At 61.3% G+C, this 22,597-nt stretch carries 23 protein-coding genes; 12 read left to right on the top strand and 11 right to left on the bottom strand.

The genetic code is table 11. The annotated features are described in order from the left end of the window. Nucleotides 1-4 precede the first annotated feature (4 nt). Nucleotides 5-2,299, top strand: coding sequence for a hypothetical protein (locus tag PIB16_RS23530; RefSeq protein WP_271046432.1), 2,295 nt, complete (start codon nt 5-7; stop codon nt 2,297-2,299). Nucleotides 2,300-2,730: 431 nt separating this feature from the next. On the opposite strand, the gene rpoH is transcribed toward PIB16_RS23530, so the two are convergent. The 3 genes from rpoH to PIB16_RS23515 all read right to left on the bottom strand — a co-directional run bounded on the left by rpoH (nt 2,731) and on the right by PIB16_RS23515 (nt 5,919). Continuing rightward, the gene (gene rpoH / locus PIB16_RS23525; RefSeq protein WP_003522581.1) at nt 2,731-3,633 is read right to left on the bottom strand and encodes an RNA polymerase sigma factor RpoH; all 903 of its coding nucleotides are present in this window, start codon (nt 3,631-3,633) and stop codon (nt 2,731-2,733) included. A gap of 166 nt (nt 3,634-3,799) precedes the next feature. Then, on the bottom strand, nt 3,800-4,624 hold the full coding sequence (locus tag PIB16_RS23520) for a class I SAM-dependent methyltransferase (protein WP_065655537.1): 825 nt from the start codon (nt 4,622-4,624) through the stop codon (nt 3,800-3,802). A 272-nt stretch (nt 4,625-4,896) separates the two neighbouring features. After that, nucleotides 4,897-5,919: an RluA family pseudouridine synthase gene (locus tag PIB16_RS23515; protein ID WP_035259711.1), complete on the bottom strand. Its 1,023-nt coding sequence runs from the start codon at nt 5,917-5,919 to the stop codon at nt 4,897-4,899. Between the two features lie 38 nt (nt 5,920-5,957). Between PIB16_RS23515 and PIB16_RS23510 the strand changes: the two genes are divergently transcribed. Both PIB16_RS23510 and PIB16_RS23505 read left to right on the top strand, forming a co-directional pair. Then, nucleotides 5,958-6,350 (top strand): hypothetical protein, encoded by a 393-nt coding sequence (locus PIB16_RS23510; protein ID WP_059754555.1) that lies wholly within the window; start codon nt 5,958-5,960, stop codon nt 6,348-6,350. Further along, nucleotides 6,340-7,194, top strand: a complete 855-nt coding sequence (locus PIB16_RS23505) for a TrmH family RNA methyltransferase (RefSeq protein WP_174039616.1) — start codon at nt 6,340-6,342, stop codon at nt 7,192-7,194. Before PIB16_RS23510 ends, PIB16_RS23505 begins: the two co-directional genes overlap by 11 nt. A 219-nt stretch (nt 7,195-7,413) precedes the next feature. Here PIB16_RS23505 and PIB16_RS23500 read toward each other — a convergent pair whose 3' ends face one another. Both PIB16_RS23500 and PIB16_RS23495 read right to left on the bottom strand, forming a co-directional pair. Beyond that, a complete protein-coding gene (locus PIB16_RS23500; protein ID WP_271046431.1) occupies nt 7,414-8,643 on the bottom strand; it encodes a hypothetical protein in 1,230 nt (409 codons plus the stop codon). A gap of 274 nt (nt 8,644-8,917) precedes the next feature. After that, nucleotides 8,918-9,514 (bottom strand): DUF1134 domain-containing protein, encoded by a 597-nt coding sequence (locus tag PIB16_RS23495; RefSeq protein ID WP_003522931.1) that lies wholly within the window; start codon nt 9,512-9,514, stop codon nt 8,918-8,920. A 251-nt stretch (nt 9,515-9,765) separates the two neighbouring features. Between PIB16_RS23495 and chpT the strand changes: the two genes are divergently transcribed. The 3 genes from chpT (at nt 9,766) to PIB16_RS23480 (ending at nt 12,212) form a co-directional block, all read left to right on the top strand. Further along, nucleotides 9,766-10,413, top strand: a complete 648-nt coding sequence (gene chpT / locus PIB16_RS23490) for a histidine phosphotransferase ChpT (protein WP_003522930.1) — start codon at nt 9,766-9,768, stop codon at nt 10,411-10,413. Nucleotides 10,414-10,497: 84 nt separating this feature from the next. Next, nucleotides 10,498-11,025 (top strand): GNAT family N-acetyltransferase, encoded by a 528-nt coding sequence (locus PIB16_RS23485; protein ID WP_065655532.1) that lies wholly within the window; start codon nt 10,498-10,500, stop codon nt 11,023-11,025. A gap of 140 nt (nt 11,026-11,165) precedes the next feature. Then, nucleotides 11,166-12,212 (top strand): alpha/beta hydrolase family protein, encoded by a 1,047-nt coding sequence (locus PIB16_RS23480; RefSeq protein ID WP_271046430.1) that lies wholly within the window; start codon nt 11,166-11,168, stop codon nt 12,210-12,212. Here the strand turns inward: PIB16_RS23480 and PIB16_RS23475 are convergent. Together PIB16_RS23475 and ctrA are read right to left on the bottom strand one after the other, a co-directional pair. Next, nucleotides 12,209-12,739 (bottom strand): GNAT family N-acetyltransferase, encoded by a 531-nt coding sequence (locus PIB16_RS23475; protein WP_271046429.1) that lies wholly within the window; start codon nt 12,737-12,739, stop codon nt 12,209-12,211. The two genes, PIB16_RS23480 and PIB16_RS23475, sit on opposite strands and share 4 nt — an antisense overlap. Before the next feature lie 150 nt (nt 12,740-12,889). Next, a complete protein-coding gene (gene ctrA, locus PIB16_RS23470; RefSeq protein WP_003522926.1) occupies nt 12,890-13,594 on the bottom strand; it encodes a response regulator transcription factor CtrA in 705 nt (234 codons plus the stop codon). Nucleotides 13,595-14,074: 480 nt separating this feature from the next. On the opposite strand from ctrA, the gene PIB16_RS23465 reads away from it, so the two are divergent. Both PIB16_RS23465 and PIB16_RS23460 read left to right on the top strand, forming a co-directional pair. Then, nucleotides 14,075-14,425, top strand: a complete 351-nt coding sequence (locus PIB16_RS23465) for a flagellar export protein FliJ (RefSeq protein ID WP_080824430.1) — start codon at nt 14,075-14,077, stop codon at nt 14,423-14,425. Nucleotides 14,426-14,713: 288 nt separating this feature from the next. Continuing rightward, entirely contained in the window at nt 14,714-14,917 is a 204-nt protein-coding gene (locus tag PIB16_RS23460) for a DUF1059 domain-containing protein (RefSeq protein WP_003522925.1), read from the top strand. Between the two features lie 253 nt (nt 14,918-15,170). Here PIB16_RS23460 and PIB16_RS23455 read toward each other — a convergent pair whose 3' ends face one another. From PIB16_RS23455 to cysQ, 4 genes are all read right to left on the bottom strand, one after another. Next, nucleotides 15,171-15,452: a GNAT family N-acetyltransferase gene (locus tag PIB16_RS23455; RefSeq protein ID WP_003522924.1), complete on the bottom strand. Its 282-nt coding sequence runs from the start codon at nt 15,450-15,452 to the stop codon at nt 15,171-15,173. A gap of 225 nt (nt 15,453-15,677) precedes the next feature. Beyond that, on the bottom strand, nt 15,678-15,953 hold the full coding sequence (gene sciP / locus PIB16_RS23450; RefSeq protein WP_003491799.1) for a CtrA inhibitor SciP: 276 nt from the start codon (nt 15,951-15,953) through the stop codon (nt 15,678-15,680). 191 nt (nt 15,954-16,144) lie between these two features. After that, entirely contained in the window at nt 16,145-17,185 is a 1,041-nt protein-coding gene (locus PIB16_RS23445; RefSeq protein ID WP_271046428.1) for a DUF2793 domain-containing protein, read from the bottom strand. A 347-nt stretch (nt 17,186-17,532) separates the two neighbouring features. Further along, nucleotides 17,533-18,321 carry a 3'(2'),5'-bisphosphate nucleotidase CysQ gene (cysQ, locus tag PIB16_RS23440; protein WP_080856717.1) on the bottom strand — a complete coding sequence of 263 codons (789 nt, stop codon included), beginning with the start codon at nt 18,319-18,321 and terminating at the stop codon, nt 17,533-17,535. 334 nt (nt 18,322-18,655) lie between these two features. Here cysQ and PIB16_RS23435 point away from each other — a divergent pair, with 334 nt between their 5' ends. The 4 genes from PIB16_RS23435 to PIB16_RS23420 are packed head-to-tail and all read left to right on the top strand — an operon-like array spanning nt 18,656 to nt 22,566. Next, a complete protein-coding gene (locus PIB16_RS23435) occupies nt 18,656-19,558 on the top strand; it encodes a branched-chain amino acid ABC transporter permease (protein ID WP_004430050.1) in 903 nt (300 codons plus the stop codon). A 49-nt stretch (nt 19,559-19,607) separates the two neighbouring features. Continuing rightward, on the top strand, nt 19,608-20,960 hold the full coding sequence (livM, locus tag PIB16_RS23430) for a high-affinity branched-chain amino acid ABC transporter permease LivM (protein WP_371259707.1): 1,353 nt from the start codon (nt 19,608-19,610) through the stop codon (nt 20,958-20,960). Further along, the gene (locus tag PIB16_RS23425; protein WP_003522919.1) at nt 20,960-21,838 is read left to right on the top strand and encodes an ABC transporter ATP-binding protein; all 879 of its coding nucleotides are present in this window, start codon (nt 20,960-20,962) and stop codon (nt 21,836-21,838) included. The genes livM and PIB16_RS23425 overlap by 1 nt, the downstream gene beginning before the upstream one ends. Beyond that, nucleotides 21,838-22,566: an ABC transporter ATP-binding protein gene (locus PIB16_RS23420; protein WP_125145471.1), complete on the top strand. Its 729-nt coding sequence runs from the start codon at nt 21,838-21,840 to the stop codon at nt 22,564-22,566. The genes PIB16_RS23425 and PIB16_RS23420 overlap by 1 nt, the downstream gene beginning before the upstream one ends. Nucleotides 22,567-22,597: the final 31 nt, after the last annotated feature.

Genomic DNA, 22,597 nt, shown 5'->3' with positions numbered 1-22,597 from the left:
GCTTATGGCGGATTTTGTAGCAGTCATTCGCAAGGCCGTGGATGGCTTGGCGAACAATACTCCCGAAAACCGGGCGAAGGTTTACGACAAGGCGCGCAGTGCGGTTGTGCGCCAACTCGAGAATATGAAGCCACGTCCGCCGGAAGAATTGTTGCGCCGGCAGATCGCCAAGCTGGACGCCGCCATAGCCGAGGTGGACAGCGAATATGCCGAGGCGCTTCCGGCGCTGGAGGATGATGACGCTGTCTCTCCCGCCGCGGAAGAGACGGCGGCATCCTATTACCAGCAGGATGCTGCCGACGAAGACGAGGCACGCGCCGCCGAGCCGGCAGAGGATGCCGACCGGGAAGAGGCGCGGCACGAGCCGGCCTACGAAGAGCCGGCATCCGCTGAACCCGCGCAATCGGAGCCGGCTTACGAAGAAGCGGCCGAAGAGGAAGAGCCCCGGCACGCTGACACCGCTGCCGATGAGGAGCAGCATCACGGCGACCGCGCGCCGGAAGAGCTTTATGATGCGCCGGAAACGGTTCATGCCGCTCCCGCCCCGGCACACGGTTCCGACGAAGTCGTCGGCACCTATTTCACACGGGCGGATGAAGAGCCGGCTCACCAGCCGGAGCCTGAAACGGCGCTCGGCGCTGCCGATGATTCCGTTCCTTCCCATTGGGCGCAGCCGGTGGATGAGGATGACTGGCGCAAGCTCGATGAAGGGCAGGACGACGATGTGCGTCCGGTCGCCGAGGAATATGAAGAGGTTCGCAACGAGACCGACGAACGTCCGCTCGTTGCCGGTTATGCCGCCCAGCATTACCAGGAGCCGGAAGTAAGTTTCGAGCCCGCCCCTTACGAAAAGGATGAGCGGCGCGAGGCGGACGACCATTTCGGCCCCGCCGCCGTGGAGCATGCTCCGGCGTTTGGCGGCCGGCACGATTTTGACGACCATCGCCAGCCGGAAGAGCAGGCTCCGAAAAAGGCGGCCGTGGTCGAGGATTTCTCGTCCTATTTCCAGGATGCGGATATTGCCATTCCCGCCAAGGACGCGCCGGCGCTGCCGCGCGCGGATAACGATCTCTTCGGCGATCAGGCAGCGGCAAAGGACAACAAGGAACGCACGCCCTGGGACGATCTGGACGAGCTGATCGGTTATGACGGCGCGTCGTCCTCCACCCGTCAGGCTTCGGGCGAAACGAATGGCGTGGGCGCTGCCGCCGCAACGCCCGCCTATATGGTCAAGAAGAAGCCGCGCCGCAATTATGCGTCGCTGGTTCTGGCCGTTGTCGGCGTGGCGCTGCTTGCCGGCGGCGGTTATGCCGTGTGGATGAACCGCGATGCGCTGAACGATATGGTCGGCGGGCTGGTCAGTTCCGCACAGAACGGCGGCACCAGCCAGACTGCTTCGAACGGCACGGGTGAGGCGCAGACTTCGACACCGCCGGCGACCCAGCAGCCGCCCGCCACGGGGCAGCAGCCGACAACCCCGACCAACCATCAGGCCCCGACCCATGGCGATGACGGCTCCGTCACCGGCACCAAGTTCACCCAGCGGCTTCTGGCCGACGGCACCGAGCGTGACGAGGGACCTGCCGCCGGTGCGAACGGCCAGCCGGTCACCGCCGAAGGCCAGTCGGTCTATGAGCAGAATGTCGCGCCGCCGCCTGCGGGCGAGGCTCCGGCCAACAATGCCGGTGCGCCCGCTGGAACACCTGCTGGCACGCCGCCGGCGCAGCAGCCTGCCGCCGCTGCCGGCGACCGCATGTTCCTTTATGAGGAAGTGCTGGGCCAGACGGTGCCGACCGCCATTCAGGGCAGTGTTTCCTGGTCGTTGCAGCAGGAAAATGACGGTGAAGGCAAGCCTTCTCCGACCGTGCAGGGCCAGATCACCGTTCCCGGCCGTGGCCTCAGCGCGCTGATCACCTTCAAGCGCAATACCGATCCGTCGCTGCCGGCCAGCCATCTGATCGAGATCGTCTTCTCGGTTTCGCCCGGCTTCGAAGGCGGCGCTATCGACAGCGTCCAGCGCATCGCGATGAAGAGCACCGAGCAGGATCGCGGCAACGCGCTGATCGCGGTTCCGGCCAAGATCACCGACGATTTCCACATGATCGCGCTCAACGACTTCCCGGATGCGATGAAGACCAATCTGGAGCTTCTGAAGAGCCGCAACTGGATCGACATTCCGGTTTCCTACCGCAACGGCCGGCGTGCGCTGCTGACCCTGCAAAAGGGCAATGACGGCATCGCCGCCTTCGACAAGGCGCTCAGCGAATGGGCGGCAGCAACGCCAGCGACCGGTCAGTGATGATTTAAGGGCGGCTCAGGCCGCCCTTTTCGTTATATGGCTGCGGCGGTGTTTTTGCGTTGGCGGGTGATGGGTGGGTTAGTTGGTGCTGGTGGGTGTGGCTTACCCCCCTCTGCCCTGCCGGGCATCTCCCCCACAGGTGGGGAGATCGATATGCCGCGAGGTCGCGTCCAACTCAACGGTCAAGGATGAAGCGGCGGTAGAGCGTCTTGCCAATCTCCCTCCTTGTGGGGGAGATGCCTGGCAGGGCAGAGGGGGATAAGCGGCGTACTCCGAAGCGCGGATATTCGCCCTAACGTTTTTCCTCCAGAACAATCGCGGGTCTCAGAGACAGGCCATTTGCCATCGCCCGCCTTTTACAAACAAAAAATCCCCGGCCAAAGGCCGAGGATGATTCGTGGTCAGCGCATTGGCGTCAGGCGCGTGTCGCCTTAAGCATCCACCACGCGCAGCGCACGCGCAGCTTCCAGCGCTTCCTTCTGCACCGCTTCCTGCACCTTCTCGAAGGCGCGAACCTCGATCTGGCGCACGCGTTCACGGCTGATGTCGAACTCGGAGGAAAGTTCCTCCAGCGTCACCGGGTCTTCGGCAAGCCGGCGGGCTTCGAAGATGCGGCGTTCGCGGTCGTTCAGCACGCCCATGGCTTTCGCCAGCATGCGGCGGCGGGTTTCCAGTTCGTCCTGTTCGATCAGCACGTCTTCCTGGCTGTCGTGGTCGTCCACCAGCCAGTCCTGCCACTGGCCGGACTCGCCTTCCGACGCCTTGATCGGCGCATTCAGCGAGGCGTCGCCATGCAGGCGGCGGTTCATCGAGATGACTTCTTCTTCCGACACCTGAAGCTTCGTCGCGATTTCCTTGACGTGTTCCGGCTTCAGATCGCCATCGTCGATAGCCTGGATGCGGCCTTTCAGCCTGCGCAGGTTGAAGAACAGACGCTTCTGGTTGGCGGTCGTGCCCATCTTCACCAGCGACCACGAGCGCAGGATATATTCCTGGATCGAGGCCTTGATCCACCACATGGCATAGGTGGCCAGGCGGAAACCGCGCTCCGGATCGAACTTCTTCACCGCCTGCATCAGGCCGACATTGCCTTCGGAGACGACTTCGCCGATCGGCAGGCCGTAACCGCGGTAACCCATGGCGATCTTGGCGACGAGACGCAGGTGGCTGGTGACGAGTTTATGCGCGGCGTCGCGGTCGCCATGCTCGGCATAACGCTTGCCAAGCATGTATTCTTCCTGCGGCTCCAGCATCGGAAATTTGCGGATTTCGTCGAGATATCTATTGAGACCGGCTTCGCCGGCTGTAATCGTAGGCAAACTATTGCGGGCCATAAAGCACCCCCTTATCTATGGTCTGGAACGGCACCCTCTTTGATCGGCGACTGACCCGCCGGAGGCACACCGTAAGCTGCGGGTCGTTACCGACCCCGCACGAACCCATGTGACAGATATGTACGCGCCCGCCGCGTTTCAAGCGAACGCTGCGTTCACACATGCGTTATGTTCCAGTGACACCTTCTTTGACCTGTTTAACTTTCGAACGGTAGATTCGTTCCGAAAAACCGCCAAGGCCGGAGCGCACCATCAGCTCATACATCACCCGCCGGCGCATGGGATTGTGCAGGCGCACAACCTTGGAGCCGAGGAACTGCGTCTCCACATGGGCAAGCGCCTGCAGATCGGGATCGGCGGCAATCGCGCCCGCATAGGTCGCGTGAAATTCCCGGCGGCAGACATAGGTTTTGTATTTCGTCATGCCGAAGCAGACGAGGCTGTGGCCATGGGTGCGCAGGAAATCGGCGACGCCCACCGTCACTTCCGGCCAGGCGGGGTTGAAGGTGTCGTCGAAGACGATGACGCCATGCGGCGCGATCACCTCCATCGCCAGTTTCGCATCGGCCAGAACGTGGTGCAGGTTGTGGCCGCCATCGATGCTGAAGAAGCGGGCGGGGCCGATGCGGGAGGTGATGTCGGCGGGCGCCAGCCGCGTGCTGTCGCCCCTGATGATCAGGTCTTCATCCATGGCGAAACCCAGCCGGCGGCCGTTTTCCATCAGCCGTTCATATTGGTCGAGGCTGCCATCTTCGGGCGGATCGAGATCGAAGAGATCGACGCCCAGCACCTTTTCCTGCTTCCCGGCGAATTTACGCAGCAGGAAATAGGAGCGGCCGTAATAAACGCCGATTTCCGCCATGCCGCCATGGAGGCCGCTTTTCGTCTGGGCCTGCAACAGCGCCTTGAAAACAAGCGCATCGGGCGGGTCGATATAGCCTTCGACGCTGCGCAACTCCTGAAAGATAAACCGGCGGTCTTCGATATTCATGCGATAGATCCCGTCATCATGCCGGTTCCGTTCGGGGGCGGATCGAACGAATGGCGTCCCTGCGGCTTTATTTGGCAGGCTTGAAATCGCCACGGTTAACGGCGGCGATTTCAGGCTTTGCGGGGCCGAGGAGGTGTGACGATTGAAGCGAAATTGGGGCGGTCTATAAAAAGGACCGACTGTGGAATATCGCTATCCGCTAATCTTTTTTTATTATCCGGGGCTTCCGGCGAAATGCATGGCGCAGTTTTTTGACCGCGCCATGCAGGTTTTCAGCCACGCAATGCGGCGGTCAGCGCTTCCATGTCATCCGGCAGGTCGGTTTCGAATTCCATCACCTCGCCGGTGCGCGGATGTTCGAAAGCGAGCAGATAGGCATGCAGGGCCTGGCGCGGAAAGCCGCGGACGGTGCTTTTTGCCGGTTCTTCGAGAAGGTTCGCCTTGGTGCGGAAGGCCGCGCCATATTCGGGATCGCCGATCAGCGGATGGCCGATATGGGCCATGTGAACGCGGATCTGGTGGGTGCGGCCGGTTTCCAGCCGGCATTCCACCATGGAGGCGAGGCAGGTGGCGTCCGGCCGCTCATGGTAACGCTCCATCACCTCGTAATGGGTGATCGCCTCGCGGGCATCGTCCGAATCCTCGTGCTTGACGGCGCGTTTGGTGCGGTCGGCGCTGCGGCCCAGTGCTGCGTCGATGGTGCCGCGCAGGGTGCGCGGGCGGCCCCAGACGACGGCCTTGTAGGCGCGCTCCAGCGGGCCGGTGCGGCCATGGTCGGCAAATTGTGCGGCGAGATGGCGGTGGGCATTGTCGTTCTTCGCAACGACCATGACGCCGGAGGTTTCCTTGTCCAGCCGGTGCACGATGCCCGGCCGCCTGACGCCGCCAATGCCGGAGAGGCTGTCGCCGCAATGGTGGATGAGGGCGTTGACCAGCGTGCCGGTCCAGTTGCCGGCGCCCGGATGCACGACGAGACCGGCGGGCTTGATGAGCACGATCAGGTCTTCATCCTCATATTCCACGTCGAGCGGAATGTCCTCGCCCTTGGGTTCCGGGTCTTCCGGCTCGGGCATGACGATTTCGATGCGATCCTTCGGATGCACCTTCTTTTTCGGCTCCGTCACCGGCTGGCCGTTGATGGAGACCGCGCCCTGCTCGATCAGCGCTTTCAAGCGGCTGCGGGAGAAGTCGCCGCCCACTTCGCCTGCCAGCCAGGAATCGAGGCGGCCTTCGGCGTTTTCCCCGGCAATCAGGACTTTCCTTGCGTCTCCGCCTTGTTTAAAGGGGTCGTTCATTCTTATTTTTCCGATCCATCAGCATTTCAGGGAACCCGATGACGCAGATCGAGCAAGACGAACAGGAAGACAAGCCGCTTGATCCGGCCATGGAAAAAGTTCGCCGCAAGATGATCCGTTTGCAGATCGTGTCGGGCTCCGTGATGTTTATCAGCCTTATGGCTGTCTTCGGTGCGGTTGTCTACAAGGCGATGGGGCCGTCGAAGGCCGTCCAGACGCAGAGCGAAGCGCCGAACCTCGCCGTTCCCACCGGCAACGGACCGCTTGCCGTCACCGCCAGCCTGCCGCAGGGCTTCGTCATCGATAATGTCAGTTATTCCGGCGGCGACATGCTGTTTTACGGGCGGCTCGCGAACGGCACCCGCAAGGCGCTGGTCTTCAACGTCGCGGCCGGCCGGTTCCTCGCCGATGTGACGGTCGATGGCCAGTGAGGCCAATAGCCTATTGGATGGGCGGGCGCTGATCCCGGTCGAAGATCCGGCCGATCCGCGCATCGCCGCCTTTCGCGATATTCGCGAGCGCGACCTGACCGGGCGGCAGGGCCGCTTCATTGCCGAAGGAACGGTGGTGCTGCGCATGCTGGCCGCCGCGCATAAAGCGGGCGGCGCTTTTGCGGCCGAGAGCATCCTCATCCTCAGAAACCGGCTTTCGGGCGTCGCGGATATCCTTGCCGATTTCCCGCCGGATGTGCCGGTTTATGTAGCGGAAGCGCCGGTGCTGGATGGCATCGTCGGGTTCCACCTGCATCGCGGCATTCTGGCGCTCGGGCGGCGGGTTCAGGATCGCGGACTGGAAAAGATGACGGCAGCACTTCCTGCGTCGTCTCTGGTGCTCGTTGGCTGCGGTATTTCCAATCACGACAATCTCGGGGCGATGTTTCGCAATGCGGCGGCGTTTTATGCCGATGCGGTGCTGCTGGACGAGACCTCATGCGATCCGCTTTATCGCAAGGCGCTGCGCGTTTCCGTTGGCTCGGTGCTTTCGGTTCCCTGGCATCGCGGCGGCGGGGCGGTGGAGATGCTGGAGCGGCTTTCCGAGGCCGGTTTTGCTATCTGGAGCCTTTCGCCGGGTGGGGAGACGGAGATACGCGATATTCCCCGGTCCGAGCGCATGGCGCTGGTGATCGGCACGGAAGGCGAGGGGCTGCCGCAATCGGTGCTGTCGCGGTTTCATACCGCACGGATTGCGCAATCGCCGCAGCTGGATAGCTTGAACGCGGGGACGGCTTCGGGGCTGGCGCTTTATCAGATGGCGGGGGTTATGGGGCGGGTGTGATGCCGAGGCGTATGCGGCTTCACCCCCCTCTGTCCTGCCGGACATCTCCCCCTCAAGGGGGGAGATCAGCTGGGAGCTAACGCTCGCTCATTCGCAACGTTAGAGTTGGGCTGAAGAGTGCCGCATATCGATCTCCCCCCTTGAGGGGGAGATGCCCGGCAGGGCAGAGGGGGGTAAGCCACACACTCAACGCGGGGTACAACCACACCCACCGCGGACCTAATGTTCCCGCTTCTCCATCACCACCTTCGCCCGCTTCGCAAGGCTCTCCCGCCCCGATGAGCCGGAGGCCTTGGCGAGCAGCCCCGGAATGGGCGATTTCTCGCCCTCCTGCGCGGCGGTGAGCGCGATCATCTCGGCGGCGATCCTTGCGATTTCGCGGCGGATGGGTTCGTCATTGCCGGTGCCGCGCACGTTCAGCAGGCGTTCAGTGAGAGCGGTGCCCTGATTGCGGATATCCTCGATTTCCTGCTCCAGACCTTGCGACGCCGCTGGCTCCGTCACGACCGGGGGGGCTGGCTCCGCTGCGGCCATCGCCGGTGCCGCCTCTTCTTCGGCGGCGGGTGCGGTTTCAAGCGCGGCGGCGGGGGCAGGTGCCGGCGGTTGCGATGGGCTAGTCGTTTTCTCGACCGGCACGGCCGGGTTCGGCAGGCGAATGATCATGTCGTTGGCGCGGCCGCCGGTTGCGGCAAGCTGTTCCTTGAGGCGGGCGACTTCCTGGTTGCGCAGCGTCAGCATCGTGTCGAGATCGGCATTTTTCGCCATGAGCGTAGCGACCTGTTCCTCCAGCCGGGTGACCTTGCGGCTTTCGCGCGCAACCGCCGTCATCGCTTCCTTGTTGCGGGCGGCCACATCCTGCAATTCGCGGGTGGCGGTCTCGCCTTCCTTGCGGAAACGCGTGGCGCTCTGCTTGGCCTGCTCGGCTTCCAGATCGCGGGTGGCGGCGAGGATTTTCGAATCATCCAGCTCGCGCGTCAGGTTGGTGAGGCGGGCGGTGAGATCGGACATCTGGCTGGCGCGCTCGTTGGCGGCCTGCTCCTGCTGTGCGAGGTTTGCCTGTATGATGCCGGCGTGTTCTTCGGCGGCATCAAGCGCTGCACGCAATTCGCCGATCTCCAGCGTCAGCTCCTCGATTTTCAGGGCGAAGCTGCGGTTCTGTTCGCCAAGGCGGTAGGCGTCGCTGGAGGCCGCTTCGTTCGCGAGGCGCAGCGAGGTGTTCTTTTCCCGTTCGGTATCCAGTTCCTGGCGAACCTTGGCGTTTTCGGCGGCGTAGAGCGCACGCGCCATGTCCTTCTGGGCGCGCACTTCCTGCGGGCTGATGGGCATCGTCGCGCGTATGCGGTTTTCCGTATAGGCGACGATGCGGCGGTGGATCGCGGGTGCGATCAGCAGAGCCAGCAGGGTTGCGGTGAGAAAACCCAATCCGAAGAGAATGGCATATTCGATCACGCGGGACAGTCTCCGAAACTCAGATACGCGCGCATTCGGAAAGAGGGGCGCGAAAGCACGTTACGCTATTATTGCAACCGTGGGGAGGGGGCTCCCGGCAATTGCACAGGCGGTGTCGGCGCCACTTGTTTCTTCTCCCCGCGGGGGAGAAGTCCGCGGCAGCGGGATGAGGGGGCAAGGGTAGAGATATTCGGCAACGTTGCCCCCTCATCCGACCCTTCGGGCCACCTTCTCCCCGGCGGGGAGAAGAAAGATGCCGCACCGTCCCGTCTTATCAGAAGGGGTTCCAGGTCGGCTGCTGGGTGAGCTTCAGGTAACCGACATTGATGCCGAGGCGCGCGCCGATGCCGGTGCGGATGGGGGCAAGCGTTACGTCGCTGCTCTTCAGATAGGTCATGCCGACGCCGGCGACGATGAAGGCGGAGCCGCTCACACCGCCGTAACGGCGGTAAAGCGCATCGACGGACGGCAGGTTGTAGACCAGCATCATGGCGCGGGTGCCCTGGCCGCCATAATCGAGGCCAAGGGAGGGGCCCTGCCAGAAGACGGGGTGCTGGCCGGCATTCTTGGTGTAAAGCGTGCCTTCGCCATAAGTGAGGCCCGCGACGAAGGCGCCGGAGCCTTCCTGGCCCAGAATGTAACCGTTTGGAAGACCGTATTGCTGGAAGGCGCGCTCCACCACCTTGGCAAGGCCGCCGGTGGTTTCACCGAAGAATCCGTGGCCTGCATCCACGACTTCCTGGAAAGAATATTGATCGCTGTTCTGGGCCGCGGCCGGTGCGACCCATATCAGGAGGCTCGCAAGGAGCGCGACAATCTTTCCCAGTCCGAGGCGTGCAATGGTGCGGGTTTTCGTAAGGCGCATCGTCATGTCCGTCCGTCTGTTTCGTTAGCGCATCGGTTCGAAAATCCGAATCGGTTTTCGAAAGGGCCGATGCCCAGAGTCAAAGTTCTACAGCATGTTTCGCGCATCCTTGCGGATACACGGGGCTCCAGTGTGGCCTGTTAAGGCATTTGGCATTTTGAAACCATCCTATTAACAATCGGTTTACCAAATATGGTGTCATTATGGCTTAACAATTTCCACACCGTCCGCGCCTCCCTTGCGCAGGAGAGAATTTTATGACCAGCAAACTCAATATCACGCTGTCCGGTCCCGATCTGGCGGCTCTTCTGTGCAGCCGTGTGTGCCATGATGTGATTTCTCCTGTCGGCGCCATCAATAACGGCCTCGAACTCCTGGACGAGGGCGGCACGGATGACGACGCGCTCGATCTCATCCGCACGTCAGCCCTTAACGCATCCGTGCGGCTGAAGTTCGCCCGCCTTGCTTTCGGCGCTTCCGGCTCCGCCGGCGCGTCCATCGACACCGGCGAGGCCGAAAAAGCCGCCCAGGATTTCGCCGCTGCTGAAAAGAAGGCGGAGGTGAGCTGGAACGGCCCGCGCGCCATCGTTGCGAAGAATCGTGTCAAACTTCTGCTCAATCTCTTCCTCGTGGCTTATGGCGCCATTCCGCGCGGCGGCAATGTGGATGTGCTGCTGGAAAGCCCCGACGGCGACGCCAGGTTCGAAATCACCGTCAAGGGCCGGATGATGCGCGTGCCGGCCAAGTTCGTGGAAATTTACGAGGGCAGGCTGGAAGAGGCGGTCGACGCCCATTCCGTTCAGCCCTATTACACGCTGCTTCTGGCCGAGGAGGCCAATATGGCGGTGGAATACAAGGTGCATGACGACCGCATCGTGTTTACCGCCAAGACGGTTGCCGAGTGACCGTTCAATCGCCGATCTGAATTTGTGAAGGGCCGGGACAGCGTCTGCCGACGCGCCGGCCTTTTTCGTTTGGGGAGCATGTTCATGACACGTCTGACAACCGCTCGCCTTGTCCTGCGGCCGCATGCCATCGCGGATGAAGCGCTCTATCGCGCCTTCTGGGGCGCGGATGTTCCGCAGATCGAAGGGGTCGTATCGATTGCGCCGCTGGACCCGGAACTCACCTTCGCCCGGCTTTTGCGTTTTCTGGGCCATTGGTCCGCTTTCGGCTTCGGCCCTTTCGTGGTGGAAGAGCTTGCCACGGGGCGCATCGTGGGCGAGGTGGGCTTTGCCCATATGCGCCGTGGCAACGGTGAGGATTTCGACGGCGTGCCCGAGGCGATGTGGAAAATCGACGGGGCGCTGGTGGGCAAGGGTGTCGCGACAGAGGCGGTGGAGGCGGCGCTGCGATGGTTCGATGGTCGCGGGATTTCCCAGCGGACCGTCTGCATGATCAATCCGCTCAACAGCCCGTCGCTGGCCATAGCCGCCCGATTCGGTTTCCGGCCATTTCGCGATACGACGTTCCGCGACAGTCCCGTTCGGCTTTTCGAGCGGATCGCGGATATCTAGAGCATTTCTCAACGCGGCTTTCTCAAGCACACGGTGTTGCTGTCTCCAATCGCGTTTCAGGACGACCTGAAACCTGTTCGAGGTCTCGGCGGGCGGCGGATTGAACCAGGAGTTGGTCCATATCAACTCCGGAGCATCCCATGCGCTATCTTCTTGCGGCGGTCATCGTCATTTTTTCCACTGTCCAGTCCTCAGCGGCGGAAAGCGGCATCGGTTTTAAACAGATCGAATTGCCGGATGAGGCCGGTTCGAGAACGCTAGCCGTTTCATTGTGGTACCCGGCCGCGCCGTCGAGCAAAAGCGAGATCGTCGGCGAAAATGCCGCCTTTTACGGCCTTGAGGTTCAACCGGGCGCTTCCCTTCCTGACGGTTCACGTCCTCTCATATTGCTGTCGCACGGTTTCGGCGGAAGCTGGCGCAATCTGAACTGGATTGCCGGTGAGCTTGTTCGGGAAGGTTATGTCGTGGCCGCCCCGGATCACGGCGGCGAATCGTTCACCGAAGAAAATGCGACCGAGATCGTTCCATTGTGGGAACGGCCGCGCGACATCAGCAGAACGCTGACCGCATTGCTCGGAAATGACCGATTCGCCGGCAGGATCGACGCGACGCGCATCGCCGTAATCGGCCATTCCCTTGGCGGCTGGACCGCAATGGAGCTGGTTGGCGCGCGATACAGCGCCGATCTTGCCCTGAAGGACTGCAAAGGAGAAAAACGTCCGCCGCAATGCAAGGCTCCGCGGCTGCTCGCCAAAGTCGGGGTAGTCGGTGACGGCAGGGCCGATCCGCGGCTTTCGATGGATTTGAAGGATACCCGCATCCGCGCCGTCATCGCGCTGGATCTCGGGCCGGCCGCCGGTTTCCTGCCGGAGACGCTGCAAGCCGTCGGCGTGCCGGTTCTCATTCTGGCCGCGGGTGTGGAAACACCGGAGATCGCCGCCATCAAGGCCGATTCCGACTATATCGCCGGGCATCTGCCAAAGGCGACGACCGTTTATCGGGAGATACCGGATGCCAGCCATTTCAGCTTCATGCAGATTTGCAGGCCGAACGGCGAAAAGATCGTGGAGGAGCTTTCACCGGGCGAAGGTTTCGTCTGCCGGGATGGCGGCGGCAGGGACCGCGCGGCCATCCATGCGCAGATCGCGCAGGCAATCCTCGGTTTTCTGAAAGCGGAGATGCGCTAGGTCGGGTTTTCCGGAAGCCTCGCGGCCGGATGGTGCCGATAAACGAGGTCTTCGGGATCGGAACGGGGTGCCGCCGGGTCGAGACGGCCGCCGATTCGTTCGGCGACGGCCGCGGATCTGCGGTTCTGCGGCGAGACGTAGCTGACAAGCGTGGGCAGGTTCAGGGTCTTGAAGGCCCAGTCGCGCAGCGCCGAGGCGGCTTCCGCCGCATAACCGCGCCCTTCATGGCCTTCGTAAAGCAGCCAGCCCAGTTCCTTTTCCGGAAACAGCGGGCCGTGATTGATGCCGACCTGGCCGACGCATTGTCCCGTTTCGCCAAGCTCGATCATCAGTGCGCCATGGCCGAAAAAGTACCAGTTGGCCTGATCGTGGCAGAACACGCCCCATGTCGAGGGCAGGTCGTAAGGACCGCCGACACCGATGGAGCGTGGCGACGCCATGAAGTCCCGATAGGCGGGAAAGTCTGGGATCATCAGCGGGCGCAGCGTCAGGCGTTCGGTCCTGAGGGTGGGGATAGGGTGGTTCATCTGCCGTTGTCCCTTGGCGGTGCGTAGCCAGGTTTTCTTCCCTCATTCCTGTGACAAGCACAGAAATGAGGGAGAATAAATCTTCAAATCGCAACAAAAAACCCGCCGTTTCCAGCGGGTCTTTTAAAAACTGTCCTGTTCCGGAATGGATCAGGCGGTTTCGAGGAATTCCGTCGCGCCATCCGGCTCGCGCAGAACATAGCCGCGGCCCCAGACGGTTTCGATGTAGTTTGCGCCGCCGGCGGCGTTTGCGAGCTTCTTGCGCAGCTTGCAGATGAAGACGTCGATGATCTTCAGTTCCGGCTCGTCCATGCCGCCATAGAGGTGGTTCAGGAACATTTCCTTGGTCAGCGTCGTGCCCTTGCGCAGCGAAAGCAGCTCGAGCATCTGATATTCCTTGCCGGTCAGGTGAACGCGCTGGCCACCCACTTCAACCGTCTTGGCATCGAGATTGACGATCAGCTCGCCGGTGGCGATGACCGACTGTGCATGGCCCTTGGAACGGCGGACGATAGCGTGAATGCGGGCAACAAGCTCGTCCTTGTGGAACGGCTTGGTCATGTAATCGTCTGCGCCGAAGCCCAGGCCGCGAACCTTGTCCTCGATGCCGGCCATGCCGGACAGGATGAGGATCGGCGTCTTGACCTTGGAGAGGCGAAGCGTTCTCAGAACCTCGTAACCCGACATGTCGGGCAGGTTGAGGTCGAGAAGAATAATGTCGTAATCATAGAGCTTGCCGAGGTCCACGCCTTCCTCACCGAGGTCGGTCGTGTAGACGTTAAAGCTCTCCGACTTGAGCATCAGTTCAATGCTCTGCGCTGTCGCGCTGTCGTCTTCAATAAGTAGAACCCGCATAATTATCCCCTTTGCCGCCCGCGAACCGGTAAATCATTGCCTCGCGCGATGCGGATCCAGACGTTGCCTGATTTGCAGGCTGCCACCAAATGGTTAACAAATTCTAATTGCCTTTGGCAAGGTGTATCGAATTTATTAAGCAAAGTAGGCATTTCGCTGTTTTTGCACGTGAATCCACCATCGCCAAAATTGAAGCTTAACGTGAGGAAATCCCGTTAAGTGATTCAATCGACTCTTACATCGTCGGGTCCATTTTTTTGGACCTGGCATTTACCGACCCTTAAATGATCGTCGTTATCATTAACGATGCCCGTAAACGAAAGGTTAACGACGGCGGTTTTTTATTAACGTCGGGTAACTTTTGGGAATCATTCCGGGACAGGGGGCAACCCTTGCGGAAAAACGGGCGGGTTAAACGGGCCGATCAGGGTGGCATAGTGCCTTTTTGATCCGGGTCTCGCTATCCATGGAGTATTGCGTATGAAGTCGCGTGACAGCCTGGTTCGCCTGAAGGAATTTCAGGTCAATGAAAAACGCCGGCAGCTTAGCCAGCTGCAGCAGATGATGTCCGAGTTCGAGCGGATGGCAAAGGAACTGGTGCATCAGATATCTCTGGAAGAAAGCAAGTCGGGCATTACCGATCCGACGCATTTCGCCTATCCGACCTTCGCCAAGGCCGCGCGCCAGCGGGCGGATAATCTTCAGGTCTCGATCCGTGAGCTGAAGGCCCAGCAGGAAGCGGCCGAAGCTTCGCTGGAGGAAGTGCAGGCCGAATATGAAAAGGCCGCCGCACTGGAAAACCGCGACGGAGCCATCCGCGCCCGCGCCTGACCCTATAGGCGCAGGAAATTACGAAGATCGTCCTCATTGACGGCTGCCGGTGGATCAGGAGGCGGCTTTCAATGACGGGACGCCATGCATTTTTTCGAAAGGCCGCTCCTTAAGGGCGGCCTTTTGTTTTGCCGCGTCGCCGGTGTTTCCCGCCGGGACGGTCAGGCCTGATTTCGATTGTCCGGAGGTGGGGAAAGGCGTATTTTACGGGGGTTCCGACCGTGAGCCGGAGGCTTTTACGCGCACGCGCCCCGTGCGGGTGCGGGCGGCACTTGCAGGGAGGAAAAAATGGCCCGCCAATATATCGATTGCCGCGAATTCCCCAGTGACAGCAGATGCACCGTCGCCATCTCCGCCGATTCTCCGGAGGAGCTTATGGAAGCGGCCGTGCAACACGCCGTGGCCGTGCACGGCGCAAAGGATACGCTTGAATTCCGTGAAGAAGTCCGCCGAAGCATGCATGCCGGGACGCCGCCGTTGAAGGTGGCGTGACGCGGCGGATCGACGCTCTTTTGTGTGAATACCGCGATATTTGGAACGGTTGTGAGGGATTAAGCGTAAGCCGCTTGTTTCTTCTCCCCGTCGGGGAGAAGGTCGCGGCAGCGGGATGAGGGGGCAAGTTCTCGATTTATCGCCAACGTCGCCCCCTCATCCGACCCTTCGGGCCACCTTCTCCCCGGCGGGGAGAAGAAATACGCCGCGACGCTTGCGATTATTCTGCCCTCAGACAGAGGATAAATCGCCCTTACCCCTGAATAACATCCGCCCATTCGGCATGGCGCAATGTCTGGGCCTTGAAGAACGGGCAGAGCGGAATGATTTTCCAGCCGCCCTTGCGGGCTTCATCGATCGCGTGGGCGGCAAGCGCTTGGCCGACGCCTTTACCGCGCAGCGCATCGGGCACGCCGGTATGGTCGATGATGATGAGGGAAGGGGAGGTGCGCGAATAGGTCATCTCCGCCTTGTGGCCGTCGATGGTCGCCGAATATTCGCCGTGCGATCCGGTTTCGGTTGTCTTGATGTCCATGATGAGCGCTTTCCGCATTGCTGTTGGTTGTCGCCACTGTACCGGCTTGCATCCGAATTGAAACAGCGGGATAGCGAACGCAGCGGACACAAACCGGCGACAATCGCCGGCTTTGTGGGGCAGTTCTCAGGGGGAAATCCGAAATCAAACCGAAAACCCCGTCGATAATCCGGCGGGGCGTTCTGTAAACTCGGTCTGGGCGCGTTATCGCGCCGGCGCACTGTTTTAGTGGCGATATTGCTGAATGCGCGTGGTGCGCAGGCCGGCAAGGCCATGATCGGCAATCGAGGACTGCCAGGACAGGAATTCTTCGACGGTGAGCGTATAACGCTCGCAGGCTTCCTCGAGGCTCAACAGTCCACCGCGTACCGCTGCAACCACCTCCGCCTTTCTGCGAATGACCCAGCGACGGGTATTGGCAGGCGGAAGATCCGCGATCGTCAGAGGGCTGCCATCGGGGCCGATGACATATTTAACTCGTGGGCGTATCATTTCGGTCATTGGACACTCTATACAAACTCAAGACCATATGACGGGAACTCTATCCCGGTACCTTTAAAAATTGCCTAAGCAGCTCGTGACAATTTATTAAGAATTTGAACGGTTTCGCCTGATTTGTTCGAGTCGCCTTATTTTGCCGGGAAAAAATTTTTCCAAAAATCGCAATTTTTCTCTCTCACCGGTTGTTTCCGTCAGAGTGCCGCAAGCGAAAGGCACGTTTTCCCGCTGCCCTGGGTAAATTCCGCCGTTCCCTCATGCTGCAGCCGCAGGCGGTCGCCGGCATCGAGGGAAAGGATGGAGGTTGCCGACTGCGATGTGCCTGATGTCGATGCATCGCCGGCGATGCCGAAGCTGGCCGCCGCGCCATTGATGAAAAGCGTTACCCGGTGGCCGGAAGAGGAGACCACGGCGAGCATCAGGGCCGCCAGATAAGGGCCCTTTGCCGGCACCACGAGTTCACGCCCGCCGCCGCTCACCGCATCGCCGAGCGCAAAGCCGCCCTCGGCGATGGAGAGCACGGAAAAACCTGCCGCCGCGCCATTGGCGGGTTTCGTCGTGCCCGCCGGCAGGCCGGCAACAGTGAGCGGGCGGTTCGGCATCGAGACCCGGCCATCGCCGCTGCACAGAAGTGCGGTGTGCCATGAGGCGCCATCCTTGCTGGTCTTGATCGAAAACCCGTCAGTGCCGGCAAGTCCCATTTCCGCCCGGCCGCTCCAGCCGGACTGGAACAGCAACGAGGCGGTATCGCCCTTGCCCGCCTTGTTGATCGTCATGCGGTGGCTGCCGCCTTCTTCGGTGTGGGTGAAGAGGCTGGCGGGGGAGGTGAGCGCCAGCCGATTGGTGGCGTCGGCCTCGGTGCCGATGCCCAGCCTTTCCAGCCGACCCGCGGCCGGCAGCGGCATGTCGCGCCAGTTGCCGTCGCGCAGGATGCGATATCTGCTCTCGTCCGCAAACCACGCCGTCCAGCCCGGCTGCGGCGTGATCGAGAGCCAGGCGCCATCCTGCCGGAAGGCGAGCCTGCCGCCCTTGCCGGCCCAGTCGCCCGCAGCATCGGCGGAGAGGAGGAAACAATCCCCTTCCGCTGCATTATCGGGCGGTGTGGTGATGACGGCCTTGATGACCAGTTGCACAATTGCGTCCAGCCTTTGCAGGGCTTCGTTATGGGTGACGTGTTTCTGTGCCTGCGAGGGGAGGATATAGGGAAGCCGAAGTCTCGCCGTCTGTTCCGTCATGATGTGCCTTCCGCGCTGCGGTGTTTCGTTGCGGGGCATTGTGGGGCGGGGGCGTGGGGTGGGGATGAGCGGGGATGGATTATTTTTTGGGGGGCTTGGCGTATGCCGCTTCACCCCCCTCTGCCCTGCCGGGCATCTCCCCCTCAAGGGGGGAGATCGACTCGTGGATAGGTCTCGCCTATCACGACGTTTGCGAATGAAGCGGTGGTAGCGCCTCCTGCCGATCTCCCCCCTTGAGGGGGAGATGCCCGGCAGGGCAGAGGGGGGTGAGGCGGCATACGCCGAAGCTCACCAAGGCAGAAATCCGATCCACCCGTTGCAGTAGCCGCAGAAGACGGAAAGCGGCGTTACCCCGCGCGTTCCACCGCCATCGCCCCTTCGGCAATGAAATCCGGATTGGCCAGCGCATCCTCGCCGTCACCTCTCACCGCATATGCAAGCGGCCTGCCCTCGCAATCGAGCGTCCTGCCGCCGGCAGCGCGCAGCACGGCGTCGCCGGCGGCCGTGTCCCACATCATGGTGCGGCTGAAGCGGGGGTAGATGTCGGCGGCGCCCTCGGCCAGCATGCAGAATTTCAGCGAGGAGCCGACGGAAATGCAGTCCTTCAGGCCGTGTTCGGCCACGAAGGCTTCCGTTTTCGCCGTGCAATGCGAGCGGCTGATCAGCGCCACGGGGGAAGCGCCGCGCTGGCGCGCGCGGATGGGGTGGCGCGACAGGATGGCGCCTTCGCCGGAAATGGCGAGCTTTTCGGCGGCATTGTCCTCGCCCGTCCAAGCCTGTCCGCGGCAGGGGGCGTAAACCACGCCGGCCACCGGAACGCCGTTGCGGATGAGCGCGATGTTGACGGTGAAATCGTCCTTGCCCGAAATGAATTCCTTGGTGCCATCCAGCGGGTCGACGAGGAAGAATTCCGCACCGGTTTCCGGCAGGATGCCGCTCGATACCGCCTCTTCGGCAACCACGGGGATGTCGGGAAAATGGGCGGCCAGCGCCGCAAGAATGATCGCCTCGGCGCGCTGATCGGCCTCGGTCACCGGCGAGCAGTCGTCCTTATACGACACATGCGGGCCGGCACGGTGGACCGCCATGATGGCCTGCCCGGCGTCCAGCGCCGCTTTCGTCAATATGTCGATCATCTCTTTGCCAATTGATCCCGTCTGCGGGATATCGCCGTTCCGATCTTCGCTACTCCTTTGCCCGCTGCCCGTCAAATAATGGCGTCGGACAATGCTGAAATAAGCATCCGGCCGTCATTTTTTCAGCACTTCCTGCCAAAATCATGGCTCTTTTGACCGGGAAAGCGGCAGCTGGTGTGGAAATTCCAAATTTTGTGCAGGATAGCCCGTTTTTGACTTCACATTTTTAACGAACACGATATGCATTTTGAGGGTGGGGGTCTGCCTGCAAGGGCGCCCCTATAATTAACATAACGAGGCGTGGCCCATTCGAGGTCGTGCCCGGGGGAAAGACATGGAGTATTTTATCCAGCAGCTCATCAACGGGCTGACTCTTGGATCGATCTACGGCCTCATCGCTATCGGCTATACGATGGTTTACGGCATCATCGGCATGATCAACTTCGCCCACGGCGATATTTTCATGCTCGGCGGCTTCGCCGCGCTGATCGTTTTCCTGATCGTGACATCCTTTGTCGCCGGCATTCCGGTGGCGCTTCTTCTGCTTCTGATGATGGTCGTCGCCATGCTGATGACCGGCCTGTGGAACTGGGTGATCGAACGCGTCGCCTATCGCCCGCTCAGAGGCTCCTTCCGTCTTGCACCGCTGATCACGGCCATCGGCATGTCGATCGCGCTGTCCAACTTCATCCAGGTGACGCAGGGTCCGCGCAACAAGCCGATCCCGTCGATGGTGACGGAAAGCTATCATTTCGGCGCCATTACCGTGTCGCTGAAGCAGCTCATCATCATGGTCGTTACCTCGGTGCTGCTCTTCGCCTTCTGGTATATCGTCAACAAGACCCCGCTCGGCCGGGCGCAGCGCGCCACCGAACAGGATCGCAAGATGGCCGCACTGCTTGGCGTCGATGTCGACAAGACGATCTCCATCACCTTCATCATGGGTGCGGCGCTCGCCGCTGTCGCGGGCACCATGTATCTCATGTATTACGGCGTTGCCTCCTTCAGCGATGGCTTCATTCCCGGCGTCAAGGCGTTTACGGCGGCCGTTCTCGGCGGCATCGGCTCGCTTCCGGGCGCTGTTCTCGGCGGTCTGCTGATCGGCCTCATCGAATCGCTGTGGTCGGCCTATTTCTCCATCGCCTACAAGGATGTCGCGGCATTCGGCATCCTGGCTTTCGTGCTGATCTTCAAGCCGACCGGCATTCTCGGTCGTCCGGAAGTCGAGAAGGTGTGATCCCATGACCAATATCGCTTCCGACAACGCTGCTTCCAGCCCGAGCCTGATGGCGGCGGCTGTGAAGGAGGGCCTGATTGCGGGCCTCATCTCGTTCGGCATGTTCATTCTTTATGTGGGCATCGTCACCTATCAGGATATCAACAACCAGCTGATCTGGGGCACCCGCTGGGGGCTTCTGGCGGTCTTCGTCGGCATTGCCGCTGTCGGCCGCTTTCTCGTCGTCGGCTTCATCAAGCCGTCGCTGGACCGTCGCAAGCTGGCCAAGGCCAAGAGCGGCGTGCTGGAGATTTCCGAAGAGAAGGGCTTTTTCCACAAACACTTCCTGAAGCTGGCGCTGGTCCTGCTGCTGCTTTATCCCGTTATCGCCGTGCAATTGTTCGGCTTTCAGGGTTCGCTGAAATTCGTCGACAATTTCGGCATCCAGATCCTGATCTATGTGATGCTGGCCTGGGGCCTCAACATCGTCGTCGGGCTGGCCGGCCTGCTCGATCTCGGTTACGTGGCCTTTTATGCGGTCGGCGCCTATTCCTATGCGCTGCTCTCCAGCCATTTCGGCCTGTCCTTCTGGGTGCTCCTGCCGGTCGCCGGCATTCTCGCGGGCTTCTGGGGCATCATCCTCGGTTTCCCGGTTCTTCGTCTTCGCGGCGACTATCTGGCAATCGTGACGCTCGCCTTCGGTGAAATCATCCGCCTCGTGCTTTTGAACTGGACGGATGTGACCAAGGGCACCTTCGGTATTTCGGGCATCGCCAAGGCGTCCGTCTTCGGCATCTGGTCCTTCGATGTCGGCGCGTCGAATAATTTCGCCAAGGCCTTCGGCCTGTCGATGTCGTCGGCCTATTACAAGATCTTCCTGTTCTACGTGATCCTGCTGCTTTGCATGCTGACGGCCTATGTGACCATCCGCCTGCGCCGCATGCCGATCGGCCGTGCCTGGGAAGCGCTGCGCGAGGACGAGATCGCCTGCCGTTCGCTCGGCATCGATACCGTCATCACCAAGCTCACCGCCTTTGCGACGGGCGCGATGTTCGGCGGTTTTGCCGGCTCCTTCTTCGCCGCGCGTCAGGGTTTCGTGTCGCCGGAAAGCTTCGTGTTCCTCGAATCCGCCGTCATTCTCGCCATCGTCGTTCTCGGCGGCATGGGCTCGCTGACGGGTATCGCCATTGCGGCGCTGGTCATGGTCGGCGGCACCGAGCTTCTGCGTGAAATGGAGTTCCTGAAGCATGTCTTCGGGCCCGACTTCACGCCTGAACTTTACCGTATGCTGCTCTTCGGCCTTGCCATGGTCATCGTCATGCTGTTCAAGCCGCGCGGCTTCGTCGGCTCGCGCGAACCCACGGCCTTCCTAAAGGAACGCAAGGCCGTCTCCGGCAGCTTTACCAAGGAAGGTCACGGTTGATGGCTTCCGGAACGGCAACAATGACACCCAATACGACTGGCGATACGATCCTCAAGGTCGAACATCTCTCGATGCGCTTCGGCGGCCTGATGGCCATCAACGACTTCTCCTTCGAGGCGAAGCGCGGCGAGATCACGGCGCTGATCGGCCCCAACGGTGCGGGCAAGACCACGGTCTTCAACTGCATCACCGGCTTCTACAAGCCGACCATGGGCATGATCACCATGCGCCAGCAAAGCGGCGAGGCGCATCTTCTCGAGCGCCTGCCGGATTTCGAAATCACCAAGAAGGCCAAGGTGGCGCGCACCTTCCAGAACATCCGCCTGTTTTCGGGGCTGACGGTTCTGGAAAACCTGCTGGTGGCGCAGCACAATGCGCTGATGAAGGCCTCGGGTTACACGATCCTCGGTCTTCTCGGCCTGCCCGCTTACCGCCGGGCGGTGGATGCCTCTATCGAAAAGGCCAAATACTGGCTTGAAAAGGCCGATCTGATCGACCGCGCCGACGATCCGGCCGGCGACCTTCCCTATGGTGCGCAGCGCCGTCTGGAAATCGCCCGCGCCATGTGCACGGGGCCGGAGCTTCTGTGCCTCGACGAGCCGGCCGCCGGCCTTAACCCGAAGGAATCGCTGGCGCTCAACGCGCTCCTGCGCGGCATTCGCGACGAGGGCACGTCGCTGCTCCTCATCGAGCACGACATGTCCGTGGTGATGCAGATTTCCGACCATGTGGTGGTTCTGGAATATGGCCAGAAGATTTCCGACGGCACGCCGGACCATGTGAAGAACGACCCGAAGGTCATCGCCGCCTATCTGGGTGTCGAGGATGATGAAGTGGAAGACGTGATTGCGGAAGAACTCGACGGAGGAGCGGCCTGATGTCCGGTGAACCGCTTCTGAAAGTCCAGGGTGTCGAAACCTATTATGGCAATATCCGTGCTCTGGCCGGTGTCGATGTCGAGGTCAAAAAGGGTGAGATCGTCAGCCTGATCGGCGCCAACGGCGCCGGCAAGTCAACGCTGATGATGACCATCTGCGGCAGCCCGCAGGCGCGCGCCGGCCAGGTGATCTTCGACGGCGAGGATATTACCCAGCTGCCGACCCATCTGATCGCCCGCAAACGCATTGCCCAGTCGCCCGAAGGCCGCCGGATTTTCCCGCGCATGACGGTGCTGGAAAACCTGCAGATGGGCGCCAATCTCGATAACCTGAAATATTTCAAGGAAGACGTCGAGAAGATCTTCGTGATGTTCCCGCGCCTGAAGGAGCGCCAGAGCCAGCGGGGCGGCACGCTTTCCGGCGGTGAGCAGCAGATGCTATCCATCGGCCGCGCGCTGATGGCACGGCCGAAGCTCCTGCTGCTGGACGAGCCGTCGCTCGGTCTCGCACCCTTGATCGTCAAGGGCATTTTCGAGGCAATCAAGAAACTCAACCAGGAAGAGGGGCTGACCGTGTTCCTCGTGGAGCAGAACGCCTTTGCCGCGCTCAAGCTTTCCGACCGCGCTTATGTGATGGTCAACGGCAAGGTGACGATGAGCGGTTCGGGCAGGGAACTGCTCGCCGATCCGCAGGTGCGCGCCGCCTATCTCGAAGGCGGACGACACTGAAAGATTTTACTTGCGCCGGAAATTTTGCGGC

This window comes from Agrobacterium sp. ST15.13.015, assembly GCF_027871645.1.
GTDB classification, from domain to species: domain Bacteria; phylum Pseudomonadota; class Alphaproteobacteria; order Rhizobiales; family Rhizobiaceae; genus Agrobacterium; species Agrobacterium leguminum.
This window is presented reverse-complemented; position numbering and strand designations above follow the sequence as displayed.